The 16,551-nt window shown below is 73.9% G+C and carries 11 protein-coding genes; 4 read left to right on the top strand and 7 right to left on the bottom strand.

Annotation, left to right across the window (positions count from 1 at the left end; all coding sequences use genetic code 11):
• Window positions 1-4: 4 nt before the first annotated feature.
• A complete protein-coding gene (locus EV385_RS30740) occupies window positions 5-2,842 on the bottom strand; it encodes an ATP-binding protein (RefSeq protein ID WP_165449664.1) in 2,838 nt (945 codons plus the stop codon).
• Window positions 2,843-2,974: 132 nt separating this feature from the next.
• On the opposite strand from EV385_RS30740, the gene EV385_RS30735 reads away from it, so the two are divergent.
• From EV385_RS30735 to EV385_RS30725, 3 genes are all read left to right on the top strand, one after another.
• Complete coding sequence (locus EV385_RS30735) at window positions 2,975-3,526, top strand: PadR family transcriptional regulator (RefSeq protein WP_130512615.1); 552 nt, start codon at window positions 2,975-2,977, stop codon at window positions 3,524-3,526.
• 41 nt (window positions 3,527-3,567) lie between these two features.
• Window positions 3,568-5,346: an acyl-CoA dehydrogenase family protein gene (locus EV385_RS30730; protein ID WP_130512614.1), complete on the top strand. Its 1,779-nt coding sequence runs from the start codon at window positions 3,568-3,570 to the stop codon at window positions 5,344-5,346.
• A gap of 142 nt (window positions 5,347-5,488) precedes the next feature.
• Window positions 5,489-7,327, top strand: a complete 1,839-nt coding sequence (locus EV385_RS30725; protein WP_130512613.1) for a GGDEF domain-containing protein — start codon at window positions 5,489-5,491, stop codon at window positions 7,325-7,327.
• 82 nt (window positions 7,328-7,409) lie between these two features.
• On the opposite strand, the gene EV385_RS30720 is transcribed toward EV385_RS30725, so the two are convergent.
• The 3 genes from EV385_RS30720 to EV385_RS30710 all read right to left on the bottom strand — a co-directional run bounded on the left by EV385_RS30720 (window position 7,410) and on the right by EV385_RS30710 (window position 11,960).
• Complete coding sequence (locus EV385_RS30720; protein WP_207230020.1) at window positions 7,410-8,531, bottom strand: calcium:cation antiporter; 1,122 nt, start codon at window positions 8,529-8,531, stop codon at window positions 7,410-7,412.
• Between the two features lie 184 nt (window positions 8,532-8,715).
• Entirely contained in the window at window positions 8,716-10,230 is a 1,515-nt protein-coding gene (locus tag EV385_RS30715) for a M28 family metallopeptidase (RefSeq protein WP_130512612.1), read from the bottom strand.
• A 68-nt stretch (window positions 10,231-10,298) separates the two neighbouring features.
• Window positions 10,299-11,960, bottom strand: coding sequence for a GGDEF domain-containing protein (locus EV385_RS30710; RefSeq protein WP_130512611.1), 1,662 nt, complete (start codon window positions 11,958-11,960; stop codon window positions 10,299-10,301).
• Window positions 11,961-12,189: 229 nt separating this feature from the next.
• On the opposite strand from EV385_RS30710, the gene EV385_RS30705 reads away from it, so the two are divergent.
• The gene (locus tag EV385_RS30705) at window positions 12,190-13,470 is read left to right on the top strand and encodes a glycoside hydrolase family 6 protein (protein WP_242625168.1); all 1,281 of its coding nucleotides are present in this window, start codon (window positions 12,190-12,192) and stop codon (window positions 13,468-13,470) included.
• A 4-nt stretch (window positions 13,471-13,474) separates the two neighbouring features.
• Here EV385_RS30705 and EV385_RS30700 read toward each other — a convergent pair whose 3' ends face one another.
• The 3 genes from EV385_RS30700 to EV385_RS30690 form a co-directional block, all read right to left on the bottom strand.
• Entirely contained in the window at window positions 13,475-14,098 is a 624-nt protein-coding gene (locus EV385_RS30700) for an RraA family protein (protein ID WP_130512609.1), read from the bottom strand.
• A gap of 110 nt (window positions 14,099-14,208) precedes the next feature.
• The gene (locus EV385_RS30695) at window positions 14,209-15,003 is read right to left on the bottom strand and encodes a sulfite exporter TauE/SafE family protein (RefSeq protein WP_130512608.1); all 795 of its coding nucleotides are present in this window, start codon (window positions 15,001-15,003) and stop codon (window positions 14,209-14,211) included.
• Window positions 15,000-16,541: a dipeptide ABC transporter ATP-binding protein gene (locus EV385_RS30690; RefSeq protein WP_242625167.1), complete on the bottom strand. Its 1,542-nt coding sequence runs from the start codon at window positions 16,539-16,541 to the stop codon at window positions 15,000-15,002. The genes EV385_RS30695 and EV385_RS30690 overlap by 4 nt, the downstream gene beginning before the upstream one ends.
• Window positions 16,542-16,551 lie beyond the last annotated feature (10 nt).

Raw genomic sequence — 16,551 nt, 5'->3', positions numbered from 1 at the left:
CCGGTCAGCGTGGCGGCAGGATGCGCGCCAGGCGGCTGGCGGCGGTGGCCCGATCCGGGCCGCCGACCTTCTCGCAGATCTCCGTCACGTGGGTCCGCACCGTCCGGACACTGAGGAACAACTGGTTGGCGATCTCGACGTCGGAGCGGCCCGCGGCGATCAGCTCCGCGATCCGGGCCTCCTGAGCGGTCAGTTCGACGCCGGACGCGGAGTCGCCGTCCAGGCCGAGCTCGTGGCGCAGGGCCAACGCCTCGCGCCGCGGGCCGGCCGCCGCGTCGTCGGCGTAGATGGCCAGCGCCTGCTCGATGCCGCGGCGGGCGGTGGACAGGTCACCGGCCCGGCCGTGACAGGCGGCGGCCAGCATCCAGGCGCGGCCCGCCTCCATCAGCAGCTCGGCGTCCACCAGCACGGACGCCGCCGTGGCGGCCTGCTGGGCCGCGGCGGCGGGTTCCGCCGCGGCGCGCGCGTACGCCCGGGTCAGCGCGGCCAGGCCACGGCCCACGTCGCGACCCGGGTCGGCGACCTGCTCGGCCAGGTCGGCCCAGCGCGCCGCCTCGGCGGGAAGGCCCCGGGCGGCGGCGGACTCGGCCAGCACCGAACACGCCATGAGCCGGTTGTGCGGGTACAGGTCGGGCAACTGCGGCCCGCCTCCGGCCGTCACCATCGCGTCGCGCCCGCCCGCCACGTCACCCGCGGCGATCCGGGCGAACGCCAGCATCGCGCGGGCCGTGGCCAGCCAGACCCGGCTCGACGTCGCGGCGGCGACGGCCTGCTCGCCCACCGCGACCGCCTCCTCGTACGCCCCGGCGCACCGCAGCAGCCAGCACTCGGTGAGCAGCGCCAGCGCCAGCGGTTCGTCCGCGCCGAGCAGCCGGGCGATCGTGGTGGCCTCCTCCGCGGTGTGCCGGGCGGCACCGATCCGCGCGAGCCGCGCCTGCGCGAACGCCTGCGCCGAGAGCAGGTACGGCAGGACGTAGCCGTGCCCGGCGGCCACCGCGACCCGGCGGCACCGGTGTAGCCGGCGCAGCGACTCGTGCGGACCGTCGAGATAGAGGGCGCTCCAGCACAGCCACGCGAAGAGGTCGATGTGCCGGGCGATGTCCTCGTCGGCGAGGGTGTCGATGAGTTGCCCCGGCGCGGCGTCGCCGGGCGTGCCGTACCCGGTCATCTGTTGCAGGGCGGCGGCGATGCGTGCCGGGGCGGTGCCGGGGCCGTGCTCGATCACCCGGTGCAGCAGCTCCCCCGCCTCGCGCAGCCGGCCCCGCATGACGGCGTAGGTGGCGAGTTGCAGGCACAGGTGCAGCGCGTCGGGGGCACCGCGTTCGGGCAGCCGGGCCAGTTCGTCGGCCAGCAGCAGCCGCGCCTCGTCGGTCTGCCCGAGCAGCCGCAGCAGCGTGGCGGTCCAGGCCACGGCGTCCGCCCGCCGTGGGTGCCCGGCGGGCAACTGGTCCAGCACGGTGCCCATGGTGGCCCGCGCGTCGTCCAGCCGGCCGCCCGCGGCCTGCCGACCGGCGAGGTACATGAGCAGGTCGCCGTGCTCGGACGGCGCGGTGGCGGGCAGCAGCCGCAGGGCGGCGCGCAGCCACGCCACGGCCGTGGCCGGCGCCTGGGCGCCGACGGCGCGCGCGGCGGCCACCAGCGTGTCCGCCGCTTCGGTGTCGCCCGCCGACGCCGAGCGCGCCACGTGATGCGCCCGTACCCGTGGCGGCGCGCCCACCGACGCGAGGTACGCCGCGGCGCGGGCGTGCGCCCCGAGCCGCCAGCCGGCGGGGGTGGACGCGTACACGACCTGGCGCACCAGGGGGTGCCGGAACCGGAACTGGCCGGTGCCCGCAACCGGCTGCAGCACATCCCGGCTGGTCAGGGCGTCGATGCTGCGCAGGGTCGCGGGCGGGGGCAGTTGGGCGACGGCGGCCAGCAGGGCGGGCTCGATCTCGTACCCGCAGACGGCCGCGGCGGCGGCGACCGCGCGGTCCAGTTCGCCCACGGCCGCGAGGTCGGCCAGCAGGGCCGCGCGGACCTCGGGCGGCAGTTCGACGGTGTCCACCGCCGCGCTGGTTTCCGGCCCGTCCACCGGGACCGCGTCGACGCTGCCGGCCGGCGGTGTCGCGGCCGGTCCGGCGTCGGCCCGGCGCAGCGCCTCCAGGTACAGCGGGTTGCCGCCGCTGAGCCGGTGCAGCCGTCGCACCCGGGCCGCCCCCACGCCGCTGCCGAGCAGCATGGCGACGTCGGGTTCGCGCAGCGGCGCGAGCCGCAGCCGGTGCACGGTGGACTGCCCGGCCGCGAGGGCGGCGGCCAGCCGGGCCGGCACCTGCGCCGGACGGTACGCCACCGCCAGCAGGATCCGGGCGACCGGCGGGCGGCGCAGCAGGAACTCCAGCAGGTCGACCGACGACGGGTCGGCCCAGTGCACGTCGTCGAGCAGCAGCACCAGGCCGGACGGCGCGGCGAGTTCCTCCAGCGCCTGACGCAGGGCGCGCATGGAGCGGAACCGTTCGACCGCGCTGTCGTCCAGCCCGGGCCCGGCCAGCAGCACCCGCTCCAGGGGTCGCAGGTCGGCGGGCGCGGCGCCGGCGCGGTGGGCGTGGTCGTCGAGCGCCTCCACCAGCGGCGCGAACGGCACATCCTGCTCGAACTCGGTGGCCCGGCCCGTGACGGTCCGCCAGCCCTGCTGCCGGGCCTGCTCGGCAAGCTCGGCCATGAGCCGGGTCTTGCCGATGCCCGGTTCGCCCACCACCTCGACGACCTGGGCGGCGCTGCCGGTCAGGCGAAGGGCCTCCCGTAGCACCGCCGATTCGGCCTCGCGCCCCACCAGCGTCGAGAATCCGCTCGATACGGCCATCCCAGTGCCTCCCCTGCGCCGGCCGAACATTCTGCCAGGTCGATGGTTGCGCCGTGGTACCGCGCGGCGCTGTTTCGGGTCGCCGGGCGCCGCGTCTTGCTGTGCAACGAGTTGCATAGCAAGATGCGGGGCATGGCCCTCGAACACGCGATCCTGGTCTCGTTGCTGGAGCAGCCCGGCTCCGGCTACGAGCTGGCCAGGCGTTTCGAGCGGTCGATCGGCCGGTTCTGGACGGCCACCCACCAGCAGATCTACCGCGTGCTCAAGCGCATGGAGACCGACGGCTGGGTCACGGCCGAGCAGATCGGTCAGGAGGGCCGCCCCGACAAGCGCTCCTTCCGGGTGGCGCCCGCCGGGCGCAGCGCCCTCACCGCCTGGCTGCACGAGCCGGTCCAGCCCGAGGCCATCCGCCACGAGCTGGCCGTGAAGATCAGGGGTGCCGCGTTCGACGGCGCCGCCGGGCGGTCCGCGCTGATCACCGAGGTGGAGCGCTACCGCAAGACCCACCAGGACATCCTCGCCCGCTACCTCGCGGGCGAAGCCCGCGACTTCCCCGACCCGGCCGCGCTCGACGTCGGGCAGTCCCTGCAGCACGTCGTGCTGCGCGGCGGCATCGCGTACGAGCGGATGGTGCTCACCTGGCTGGACGACGTGCTGGCCACCCTGCGCGACCTGCACCACTGAACCGTCCACACCACCCTCACCGAAGGAAGGGGAACGCTGTCATGGCGGACTCTCCGCTGCTCAACCCGCGTACCTACGACCCGGTCCACCTCGACGACGAGAGCCGCCGCCTGCTGCGCGCCACCGTGGACTGGTTCGAGACGCGCGGCAAGCAGGCCCTCGTCGAGACGTACAACCAGCGGGCCTGGTACGGCGACTTCCTCGACTTCGCCGCCAAGGAGGGGCTGTTCGCGACGTTCCTCACCCCCGCGGCCGACGGCGACGGCAACCCCGCCAAGCGGTGGGACACCGCCCGCAACGCCGCCCTCAGCGAGATCCTCGGCTTCTACGGCCTCGGCTACTGGTACACCTGGCAGGTCACCGTGCTGGGGCTCGGCCCGGTGTGGCAGAGCGCCAACCCGGCGGCGCGGGCACACGCCGCGCGGCTGCTCGACGACGGGCACGTCATGGCGTTCGGGCTGTCCGAGCGCGGCCACGGCGCCGACATCTACTCGACCGACATGATCCTCACCCCGGACGGCATGACCGAGTGCACCGAGCGAAGCGAGGGCCGCGAGGGCATGCCCAGCCAGCCCGGCGAGGGCGGGTTCCGCGCCACCGGCGGCAAGTACTACATCGGCAACGGCAACGTCGCAGGCCTGGTCTCGGTCTTCGGTCGCCGCGCCGACGTCGAGGGCCCGGACGGGTACGTCTTCTTCGTCGCCGACAGCCGCCACCCCGCGTACCACCTCGTCAAGAACGTGGTGAACGCGCAGATGTACGTCAGCGAGTTCCGGCTGGAGGACTACCCGGTCCGGGCCGAGGACGTGCTGCACACCGGCAAGGCCGCGTTCGACGCCGCGCTCAACACGGTCAACGTCGGCAAGTTCAACCTCTGCACCGCGTCCATCGGCATCTGCGAGCACGCGATGTTCGAGGCGGTCACCCACGCCCACAACCGCGTCCTGTACGGCAAGCGGGTCACCGACTTCCCGCACGTCCGGCGGGAGCTGACCGACGCGTACGCCCGCCTGGTCGCGATGAAGCTGTTCAGCGACCGGGCCGTCGACTACTTCCGCAGCGCCGGGCCCGACGACCGCCGGTACCTGCTGTTCAACCCGATGACCAAGATGAAGGTCACCACCGAGGGCGAGAAGGTCATCGACCTGCTCTGGGACGTCATCGCCGCCAAGGGCTTCGAGGCGGACACCTACTTCGACAAGGCCGCCCGCGACATTCGCGGGCTGCCCAAGCTCGAGGGCACGGTGCACGTCAACCTCGCGCTGATCCTGAAGTTCATGGCGAACTACCTGTTCGCCCCGGCCGCCTACCCGCCGGTGCCCACCCGCCACGACGCCGCCGACGACGAGTTCCTGTTCCGGCAGGGCCCGGCCCGGGGCCTGGGCGCGATCCAGTTCCACGACTGGCGGGCGGCGTACGACGCGCACGCCGCGGTGCCGAACGTGGCCCGCTTCCGGGAACAGGCCGACGGATTCTGTGCGCTGCTGCTCGGCGATGCTCCGAGCCCGGCCCAGCAGGAGGACCTCGACTTCCTGCTGGCGGTCGGCCAGCTGTTCGCCCTGATCGTCTACGGCCAGCTGATCCTGGAACAGGCCGAGCTGACCGGCCTCGACGGCGACGTCCTCGACGAGATCTTCGACGTGCTGGTGCGGGACTTCTCGGCGGGCGCGACCGAACTGCACGGCAAGACCGCGACCACCGAGGCGCAGGCCGCCTGGGCGCTGGCGCACGTGCGCCGCCCGGTCCCAGACGCGGAGCGCACCGCCCGCGTGTGGGCCCAGGTGGAGGCGCTCAGCGGGGCGTACGAAATGCGGCCCTGACCGGGGCGGCCGTCGCGGGGCTGCCCCGCCGCCGCGACGGCCGCCCGAGCCGGCGGGCGTGTGGTCCGCACCTCAGCGCCGGGCTCCCGGGCGGCAACCCGGGGACACCGGCGGGGAAACGCACGCGCGTTGCAATGACACCGTGAAACGTCAGAACAATCGGCCCGACCGCGCGGCGGTGACCCCGACCCGGGCCCGATCCTGGGCGTGGATCGCCTGGTCGCTGGCGGCGGTGCCGCCGGCCATCGGCTACTTCGCGGCGCCGGAGACCGACGCCACCGCCCGGGCGGTCCTCTACTGCCTGGTCAGCGCAGGTTCGGCCGTCGCCCTGGCGGTGGGGGTCCGGCTGCACCGGCCCCGGGTGAGTTCGATCTGGTGGCTGCTCGCGCTCGGCCAGGTGATGTACAGCGGTGGTGACGTCGCGTACTTCCTGGCCGCCGCCCAGGGCGAGAGCAGCTACCCGCTGCTGGCGAACGTCCTCTATCTCGCGCAGTACGTCTTCGTCGGCGCGGCCCTGGTGGTGCTGAACCGGCGGCGCGCCCCGAAGCGCAACACGGCTGCCCTGATCGACACCGCGATCGTCGCGGTCGGCGCCGCCGTCCTGTGGTGGGTGCTGCTCGTCGCCCCCATGGTCACCGTCCCGGGCGTCTCCGCGCAGGACCGGCTCCTCGCGACCGTGTACCCCGTCATGGACGTGTGCGTGCTGGCCGCCGCCATCCGCCTGCTGCTCGGCGGCGGTGTGCGGCAGGCCGCGCAGCACCTGCTGCTGGGCTTCCTCGGCCTGACCCTGCTCGGCGACGCCGCGTACGGCGTGCTGACCCTGGCCGGGTCGTTCACCGACGGCGGCTGGCCCGACGCGGTGTGGCTGCTCGGCTACCTCGCACTCGGGGCGGCGGGCCTGCACCCCTCGATGCGCCGCCTGAGCGACCCGGTCGAGGAACGCTCGGGCGCGACGCTGTTCCGCGTCATGCTGCTCGGAGCCGCCACCGCGATCGCCCCGGCCATGCTGGTCGTGCAGAACCTGCGCCAGACGGACAGCTCGGATCTGGTGGTCGTGGTCGCCTCGGCGGTGCTGTTCCTGCTCGTCCTGGGCCGCATGGCGGGGCTCATCGCGGCGCAGCGCCGCATCGCCATCACCGACGGCCTCACCGGTCTCTACACCCGCCGATTCCTCTCCGAGACCATGCGCGTGGAGAGCGAGCGCGCCGTGCGGCACGGCAGTTCCTTCGCGCTGCTGCTGCTCGACGTGGACCATTTCAAAACCATCAACGACACGTACGGCCACCCGGCCGGTGACCGGGTCCTGGTCGAGATCGCCCGCCGGCTCAAGGACGCCTGCCGGGGCACCGACGTGGTCGCCCGCTACGGCGGGGAGGAGTTCGCCGTACTGGTGACCAGCACCGTGCCCGACGGCCTGGACTGCCTGGCCGAGCGCCTGCGGGACCGGATCGGCAGCACGCCCATCAGGGTGGACGGGCGCACGGCCGTCGGGGTCACCGTGTCCGTCGGCGCCGCCGCCCTGCCGCCGCACGCCGTCTCCCCCGACCAGGTCGTCAAGGCCGCCGACAACGCGCTGTACGGGGCCAAGCGCGCCGGGCGCAACCGCGTCGTGGTCGGCGACCCCACGCGCGACGGCGAGCCGACCGTCGCGGGCGACGGCGACGCGGCCGACCCGGACGAGCTGGAGCTGCGGATCCAGCGGTGGACGCACACCGTCATCGGGGCACTGCAGGGACGGGCCGCCGCACCGTCCGTGCCCGCCAGCATGGTGGCCGGGGTCTGCGCCGCCTGGGCGGTCATGCGCACGCCCCGGCTGGGACATCCGGGGCTGTCGCGCGAGCATGCCCGTACGGAACTGCGCCGCTGCCGTGGTGTGCAGTTCCACCCGGAGGCGGTCGACGCGTTCCTCAGCCTGGAGGCGGCCGACGCGGTCGGCTCCACACCCACCGCCGGCCCGGCGCCGTTGATCATGGCTCGCTGACCGGGTGCCCTGCCGCCTTCGGCCTGCCCTCGTGGCCCTCGGCGTGCTCGGTCATGCCAGGCGTGCTCGGTCATGCCAGGGGTCACGGGTTCGCGGCCAGGAACAGGTAACCGGAGCAGATGGTCAGGTGCACCGTGGCCTGCAGCACGGTGGCGCGGCCGGGCATCACGGTCAGCACCCCGGCGATGGCGGTGAGCGCCAGCAGCACGATCTCGGTGGGTCCGAGGCCGAGCAGCAGCGGGCCGTCCAGCCAGATGGAGGCCACGGCGATCGCCGGGATGGTCAGCCCGATGCTGGCCATGGCGGAGCCGAGGGCGAGGTTGAGGCTGATCTGGGCCCGGTCGCGGCGGGCGTTGCGGACCGCGGCGATGGTCTCCGGCAGCAGGATCAGCAGGGCGATGACCACGCCGACGACGGTGTGGGGCAGCCCGGCGCCGGCCACCACCTCCTCGATCGTCTTGGATTCCACCTTGGCCAGACCGACGACCGCCACCAGTGCGGTCAGCAGCAGCAGGAGGCTGGACAGGGCGGCGCGCGCGGTGGGGGTGGCGGCGTGCTCGTCCTCGACGGGCTCGGCCGCGTCGGTGGTGTGCCGGCCCGTGCTGGTGATCGGCAGGAAGTAGTCGCGGTGGCGGACGCTCTGCACGAAGACGAACAGCACGTACAGCACCAGGGAGCTCACGGCGGCGAAGACCAGCTGGGCGCCGCTGAACTGCGGACCCGGACTGCTCATGGTGAACGTGGGCAGCACCAGGCTGAGGGTGGCCAGGGTGATCACCGTCGTCAGGGCGGCGCCGGTGCCCTCGGGGTTGAACACGGCCACCCCGCGCCGCAGCGCGGTGACCAGCAGGGACAGGCCCGCTATGCCGTTGCAGGTGATCATGACGGCGGCGAAGACGGTGTCGCGCGCCAGCGACGCGGTGCCGGGACCGCCGGAGACCATCAACGTGATGATCAGGCCGACCTCGATCACCGTGACGGCCACGGCGAGGATCAGCGATCCGTACGGCTCACCGACCCGGTGCGCCACCACCTCGGCGTGATGCACCGCCGCCAGCACCGCTCCGGCCAGCAGTAGCACGACGACGACCTCGAGCGCCGGCGCCAGCTGGTGACCCCAGACCAGGACGAGGGCGACCAGCGCCGCCAGCGGCGCGATGGTCGACGGGCGGGTCAAGAACGTACCGGTGGCGGGAAGCTTCACTTGATCGCCGTCCCGCACATACCGGGCAGCGTATCCGAAACCGGCGCCCCGGTCAGGGCCGACGGGGGCGTCGGCCCTGACGGGGGGTTCAGGAGCAGCCGTGCTCCCAGTGCCAGCCGATATCGACGCGGCGGCGGTGACCAGCGCCGCCAAGCAGGGCGGCGCTGCCCGCGTACCGATCCCGTCAGCGGGCCGGATGCATGCCGTGCCGTGCCTTCGGCATCGACCGGGCCGCCGTCGCCCGCAGCGAGCCGTCGGGGAAGAAGCCGGTCCTGGTCATCGCCAGGGTGTAGACCGCGTGGGCGGCGGCGTCGGAGAGTTCGGCCAGGGCCTTGGGGTTCAGGTTGTTGATCGTGTCGCACGCCTGGTGGTAACACGCGTCGTACGCCGCACCGGCGGTTCCTCCGTACACTGTGGCCTGCGCCTCTGTCTTCTTGCCCTCGGCGCCGCTGAAGATGCCACCGGCCGGAATGCCCACCGCGATGAACGGGCCGTAGTCGGAGCGGCCGTTGAACTCCCGCGGCTCGGTGGCCAGCCCCTGCCCCGCGAAGTAGTCCGTGAAGACCCGCTCGATCTCCCCGGAGCCGGGCGGGCCCGACACCGGGGTCTGTGACCCGTCGCCGTCGTAGACGAACCGCACGTAGTTCGGCGAGCCGAGCATGTCGAAGTTCAGGTTCGCGAAGATCCGCGCCAGGTCGGCGCCGGGCAGCGTCGCGACGTAGTGTTCCGAGCCCAGCAGCCCGGCCTCCTCGGCACCCCAGAACGCGAAACGGATCTTCTGCCGGGGCCTGACCTTCAGCGCGGCGAGCTGTTCGGCGATCTCCAGGTTGGTGGCCACGCCGCTGCCGTTGTCGTTGATGCCCGGTCCCTCGATCACCGAGTCGAGGTGCGCGCCGACCACGAGAACCTTGTCCGGGTCCCCGCCGGGCGTCTCGGCGAACACGTTGCTGGTCTTGGCCGTCTCGTCGGCGAAGGTCGAGGTGGTGACCCGGGCCGTCACGGCGCCGGCCTGGGTGGCGGTGACCAGCGCCGCGCCGTCGGCGTAGCTCAGCCCCACGACCGGGATCCCGAACACCTTGCCGAGGTCACCGGAGAGCAGGTCGGTCCGGCCCGGCTGACCCTCGTTGAAGATCACCACCGCGTCGTATCCGGCCGCCACCGCGTTGCTCACCTTGGTCCCGAAGGTGCAACTGCCGCGCTGGATCAGCGCGACCGCCGGGGCGGCGCCCGCCGGGGTGAAGTCGGCCGCCTCGCAACCCGAGGTGACCCCCGGGGTGGCCGGTGCCGGGACCTGGACGTCCGTGGTGGGCACGACGGTGCCGGTGACGTCGCCGCTGCCGGAGAAGTCGAACGTCCGGGTCGCGTATCCGGCCGGGGCCGGGGCGAGCTGGGCCAGGGTCGGCGGGGCCAGTTCGCGGAAGAACGGGAAGGTGAACTCCTGCTCGCTCACCCGGTAGCCGGCCGCCGCGAGGGTGTCCCTGACGTAGGCGGCCGAGGCGGCGTACCCGGACGTGCCGGAGGCCCGGGTGCCGCCGTGCTGACCGGCGATGCGCTGCAGCACCCGCTCGTGGCCGAGGATGCCGTTGACCGTGACGGCGTCGCGCAGCCGCTTACTGTTGACCTTGTCCACGGCGTTCGCGGGTGCCGCTCCCAGCGCGACCAGCGATAGTGCCGCCGCCGCAATGACTGCCTTGCGCAAGAATCCTCCTCTGTCGACTGCCGACCCCCGCCGCAGCCTAGCGGGATGAGAAGGTTATCGATACCTCGTCAGGCCGGGTCGGCCACGACCCGGTTGCGGCCACTGCGTTTGGCCGCGTAGAGGTTGCGGTCCGCCCGGGCCAGCAAGGCCGACGGCGTGATGTCCGCATCCGCGACCGTGGTGACCCCGATGCTGGCGGTGACGGGCAGCGCCCCGGTGACCGGCTGCCACGGGTGGGCGGCGATCGCCTGGCGTACCTCCTCGCAGCGCCGCATCGCCGTGCCGGGGTCGGTGTCCGGCAGGACCAGCAGGAACTCCTCGCCGCCGAGGCGGGCGACCAGCCACGAGTCGGCGGCGCCGCCGGAGAGCAGCTCGGCGATCCGCTGGAGCACGGCGTCGCCGGCGGCATGCGACAGGTTGTCGTTGATCCGCTTGAAGTAGTCCAGGTCGATCAGCGCCGCCGACAGCGGGGCGGCACGGTTGGCGGCCTGCCGCAGCAGCAGCTCCAGTTGTTCGTCCACATAGCGCCGGTTGTGCAGCCCGGTCAGCGGGTCACGCTGGGCCATCTCGCGGAACCGCTCGCTCTCCCGGCGCGCCTCCTCGGCCTCGAAGACCGCCTGCAGGGTCCGGGCGCGCGCCTCGCTCTGGGCCGACTGCAGCGCCTGCGTCTCGGCGTGGAACAGCCGGTACTCCTCGTACGCCCGGTGGTAGTCGCCGGTCGCCGCGAACAGCTGGGCCTGCTCCTCGCGGATCCGGGCCCGCACGGACTGCAGGTCGCTGCCGGCACAGACCTCGCGCGCCCGGTCCAGGCCCTGCTGGGCGGTCGTGGTCGCACCGCGCAGGCGCCGCGCCTCCGCCACGGTCAGCAGGGACTCGGCCAGGGAGAGATCGTCGACCGGCCCGGCCCGGCCGTCCAGGATCGGGCCGAGGGTCGCCTCGACCTCGTCGTACTGGTGATGCACCAGCTCGACGCGGGCGATCGTGTCGAGGTACGCGGGGCTGAGCGGGGCGCCGCGCCGGGCGGAGATCGTCCGCATCTCGGCCACCAGGCGTTGCGCCTCCGTGGCGTCGCCGCTCTTGAGGACCGCGTACGCCAGATTGTTGAGCAGGCGGACGGACAGGTCGGCGTCGCCGATCGCGGTGGCGATGTCCAGGCCGTCGCGGAAGCGGCGCCGGGCCTCGTCCAGCGATCCGCTCTCGCACAGCGTCACCCCGAGATGGGACAGGTGTCGCGCCCGGACGGCGGCGGACACGTCCTCGCCGGTGTGGGTGACGCACTGCACCGCGTGGGCGAGCGCGTCCGGCAGGTCGCCGAGGTGCAGGCGGAAGCTGGACACCGCGAGGTGGCCGCGGGCCAGCACGTACTCGTGGCCGTGCCCGACGGCCCAGTCCAGGGCCTCGTGGGCGATCCGGCCCGAGGCCGGGGCGTCGCCCTCGGACAGCAGTGCCTCGGCGCGTACCAGGCGGGCCCGCATCCGCAGGTCGGCGCGGCCCAGGGCGGAGGCGATCCGCTCCGCCTGCGCGGCCACCTCGGCGATGACCCCGAAGTCGACCTTGGAATCCAGCTCCATCGCGTCCAGCGCGGCGGCGAGCAGGGCCTCGGCGTGCGGCGTCGCCGGGGAGAGCTGGGCCACCGTGCGGGCGATGTCCCGGATCGGTCCGACGATTGCCTCCGGGTGCGGCGCGGTACCGGCCATGTCGCGGTCCTCCTCGTCGAGGTTCAGCAGCACGCACCCTACGGCGCGGTGGTTGCGGTCCGCGCGACGGCGCAGTTGCCGATGTGGTGCGGCGGCGGTGCCCGGTGGTGATGGGGCTCACTGGTGGGCTACGCGGGCCGGGGAGTCACGACGGACTCGGCTGTTTCCAGATATTGACAGGCTTAACACGAGGGGGCACGCTCACACGGAGCATGTGGGAGCGCTCTCATGGCGTCCCCGCCGACCACAGAGGAGCGACACAGTGGCGCCGTCCCTCACCCGCCGCGGGCGCCGAGTGCGCGCCCTCGCCGCCGTCGCGGCCCTCGCGGCGGTCGTCCCGCTCACCGTCACGCCCGCGCACGCGGCGACTCCACCCGCCGCCGCGCGGGCCAACGTCCCGGACCGCACCCGGTTCTACGTCCCCGCGCCGAACCCGGGCGCGGTCGAACAGATCCACCAGCTCGTCGCGGACGGGCGGTGGGGGCTGGCACACAAGCTCCGCACGATGGTGACCACGCCGCAGGCGGTATGGGTGACCCGGTACTCCGGCGCCGAACTCACCCGGCTCGTCCGCGACCACGTCCGCAAGGCCGCCCGGACGCGCAGCGTCCCCGTCTTCGTGGCCTACCACATCCCCTTCCGCGACTGCGGCGCGTACTCCTCCGGCGGCGCCCGCACCGTCGCCGAGTACCAGGCGTGGATCGACGCCTTCGCCGCCGGGCTCGGCAACAGCCGGGCCCAGGTCATGCTCGAACCCGACAGCCTCGGCATCATCCCCTGGTACACCGACATCAACGGCAACCCGGAGTGGTGCAAGCCCGCCGAAGCCGACCCGGCCACCGCGCAGCGCGACCGGTTCACGATGCTCAACTACGCGGTCGACAGGTTCACCGCGCTCCCGCGCACCAGCGTCTACCTGGACGGCACCAACAGCAACTGGCTCAGCACCGGCGACGCCGCCGACCGGCTGGTCCGCGCCGGTGTGCTGCGCGCCGACGGCTTCTTCCTCAACGTGTCCAACTTCGAGGCCACCCCCCGGCTGCGGAAGTACGGCACCTGGATCGCCAAGTGCATCCACTACGGCACGCAGGCACCGACGCTGGGCCGGTACCGCGACTGCGCCAGCCAATACCACCCGGCCGACCCGAAGGACTTCAGCACCTGGACCCGCAGCGACCAGTGGTACGACGCGAACGTCGGCGACGTGCCCGCGGACCAGCTCACCCACTTCGTCGTCGACACCAGCCGCAACGGCCAGGGCTCCTGGACCCCGCCCGCGGGCAACACCTGGCCCGACCCGATGACCTGGTGCAACCCTCCGGACCGTGGCCTCGGCGCGCGACCGACCACCCGGACCGGCGACCCGCTCATCGACGCGTACCTGTGGATCAAGGTCCCGGGTGAGTCCGACGGCCAGTGCGACCGCGGCACCGGAACCGGAACGGACCCGGCCCGGGGCGACCAGGCCGACCCGGCCGCCGGGGCGTGGTTCCCGCAGCAGGCCATCGAGCTGGTACGGCTGGCCGACCCGCCGCTGCGCTGACGGCTCAGTCCGGGAAGCCGCCCTCCGCCAGGATCTTGCCGATCCGGGCGCGGTGGGCGGCCTCCCAGTCGTCCAGCGACTCGGCGGCCTCCTTGGCCAGCTTCCGCGCGGCGGCGTCGCGCACCTCGTCGGCCCGGGCACCCGGCACGACCACGACGCCCTCCTCGTCGGCGACCACGATGTCGCCCGGCGCGACCTCGACGCCGCCGCAGCGGACCCGGGTGTTCAGCGGCTCGACCGCCGCCTTGGTGCCGGGGATCGGGATCACTCCGCGGGCGAACACCGGAAAGCCCATCTCCCGGATCTCCGCCAGGTCGCGGGCCACCCCGTCCAGCACGAAGCCGGCGATCCCCCGCCGGTGGGCGACCGCACAGACGTTGCCGCCGGCCAGCGCGAAGTCCACGTCGCCGGACTCGACGACGATGACCGAGCCGGGCGCCGCCCGGTAGATGGCCGTGTGCAGCATCAGGTTGTCGCCGGGCGGGCACCGCACCGTGAACGCGGGCCCGGCCACCCGGGGCACCGGCGTCCACAGCGGACGGATCCCGATGTCCATGACCTGTGCGCGGCTCAGCACGTCCGCGAGGGTCGTCGGCGGGATGTCGGCGAATCCGGTGACCTCACCCATGGGTTCCTCCTACTGGTCGGGCCGGCGCTGCGGGGCGCACGGACATTCCACCACGGTGCCCGCGCGGGGGCGGCTCGATCCCCGGCCGATGTGACGCCCCGGGTGCGGTGTCATCCGGCGGCCTGGAACAGGTAGAGCACGGCCAGTCCGGTGGCGAGCACGCCGAGCAGCAGGCGCAGGCCCCGCTCGGGCAGGTGCGGCTGGAGGCGGGCGCCGAGGTAGCCGCCGATCAGGCCGCCGAGGCCGCAGGCCAGCCCGACACCCCAGTGCGGCGCCACCGCGCCCGGCGCGGCGAGGGCCAGCAGCCCGTAGGTGGCGACGCCCGCGACCGAGGTGACGAACGTCGCGGCCAGCGCGGCCGGCGCCACTCGGGTCACCGGCATCCCGCGACCCACCAGGATCGGGCCGATCAGCGAACCCCCGCCGATGCCGTAGATCCCGCCCACCACGCCGACGACGAGGGCGAGCCCGGTGATCGTACGGCCGGACGGCGCAGCGCCCCGGCCCTCGGGGCCGGGCGCCGGTGGTGGCCGCACCGCGCGGACGCACAGCCAGAGCCCGAGCGGGAGCAGCAGCACGGCGACGATGGCCCGGAACACCCGGGGCCCGGGCACGGCGAACACCCGGATGACCGCGCCGAGGACCACACCGGGCAGGGTCCCGGCCAGCAGCAGGCGGGTCAGCGGCCCGGCCAGGGTGCCGAGGCGGCGGTAGCGCCACAGCGCACCGGGCCCGGACACGACGTTGTACAGCAGGTTCGTGGGGGTGACCGCCGGGTTGGGTACGGCCAGCACCGACAGCTGCACCGGCAGCAGGAACACCGCCCCGGACACCCCGACCGGCGTGGTGACCGTGGAGATCAGCACCCCGGCGGCGACCGCCAGCGCAACCGCCGACCACGTCACGGTACGGCCCCCGCGGCGAGGCGCCGCGCGGCGCGGCGGCGCCGGGCCTGCGCCGGATCGGTGACCGGCACGGCCGCCAGCAGCTCCCGGGTGTACGGGTGGACGGGCCGCGCGTACACGTCGTCGACGTCGCCGAGTTCCACGACTGTTCCGTGCCGCAGCACGGCCACCCGGTCGGCGACCTGGCGGACGACGGCGAGATCGTGGGAGACGAACACGATCGTCAGCGCGTACTCCCGCTGGATCTCGGCCAGCAGCGCCAGCACCTGCGCCTGCGTGGTGACGTCGAGGGAGGAGACCGGTTCGTCGCAGACCAGCAGCGCGGGCCGGGGGGCCAGCGCCCGCGCGATGGCCACGCGCTGACGCATGCCGCCGGACAGCTCGTGCGGGTACCGGTCGTAGTCGGCGGCGGCGAGCCCGACGCGGGTCAGCAGGTCCACCACGCGGTCCCGGCGGTGGCGCCCGCCGCCGACGCTGTCGCCGACGGAACGGCGCGGGTTCAGCGACGACTGCGGGTCCTGGAACACCATCTGCGGTAGGCCCGGGCCGGTGAACTCGACCGTGCCGGAACTGGGCGCCAGCAGGCCCACCATCATCCGGGCCAGGGTGGACTTGCCGGTGCCGCTCTCCCCCACGATCCCGAGCGTCTCGCCGCGCCGCACGTCGAGGGTGACCGCGTCGACCGCCCGGACCTGCTGCCCACGCCGCCGCCCCGGAAAGTCGCGGCGCACGTCGACCAGGCGCAGCAGTGCGGCGCCGGCGGGCGCACCGGCGGTGCGCGGCGCCGCGTCCAGGCGCGGCACGGCGGCCAGCAGTTGTCTGGTGTACGGCGCCTGCGGGGCACCGAGCACCCGCTCGACCGGCCCGTGTTCGACGGCGCTGCCGCCCCGCATCACGACCACCTCGTCACAGGATCCCGCGATCACCCCCAGATCATGGCTGACCAGCAGCAGCGCCGTGCCGGTGGTGGCGCGAACCTCCTCGAGCAGGTCGAGGATCTGGGCCTGGACGGTCACGTCGAGGGCGGTGGTGGGCTCGTCGGCGACGATCAGCCGGGGCCCGCAGGCCAGGGCCATCGCGATGAGCGCCCGCTGCCGCATGCCGCCGGAGAACTGGTGGGGATACTGCGCGGCGCGCCGCACCGGATCGGCGATGTGCACCTGGTCGAGCACCTCGACCGCGCGCTGCCGGGCGGCCCGCCGGGTGGCGCCCGTGTGCAGCCGGTACACCTCGGCGATCTGGGCGCCGACGGTGTGGAACGGGCTGAGCGCGGACAACGGGTCCTGGAACACCATGGCGATCCCGGCGCCGCGGACCCGCCGCAGCACGTCCGGCCGCGCGGTGAGCAGCTCGGTTCCCTCGAACGTGACCCGTCCCTGGACCGTCGCGGTCGGGTGCAGCCCGAGCAGGGCCAGCGCGGTGGCGCTCTTGCCGGAGCCCGACTCGCCCACGATGCCGAGCGAGCGCCCGGGCCCGATCTCGAAGGAGAGCCCGTCCACGGCAACCCTCGCCCCGAACGCGATCCGCAGATCCCGCACGGACAACACC

Source organism: Krasilnikovia cinnamomea (assembly GCF_004217545.1).
GTDB classification, from domain to species: Bacteria; Actinomycetota; Actinomycetes; order Mycobacteriales; family Micromonosporaceae; genus Actinoplanes; species Actinoplanes cinnamomeus.
The sequence above is the reverse complement of the archived record's forward strand: the minus strand, read 5'-3'. Positions and strand labels throughout refer to the sequence as shown.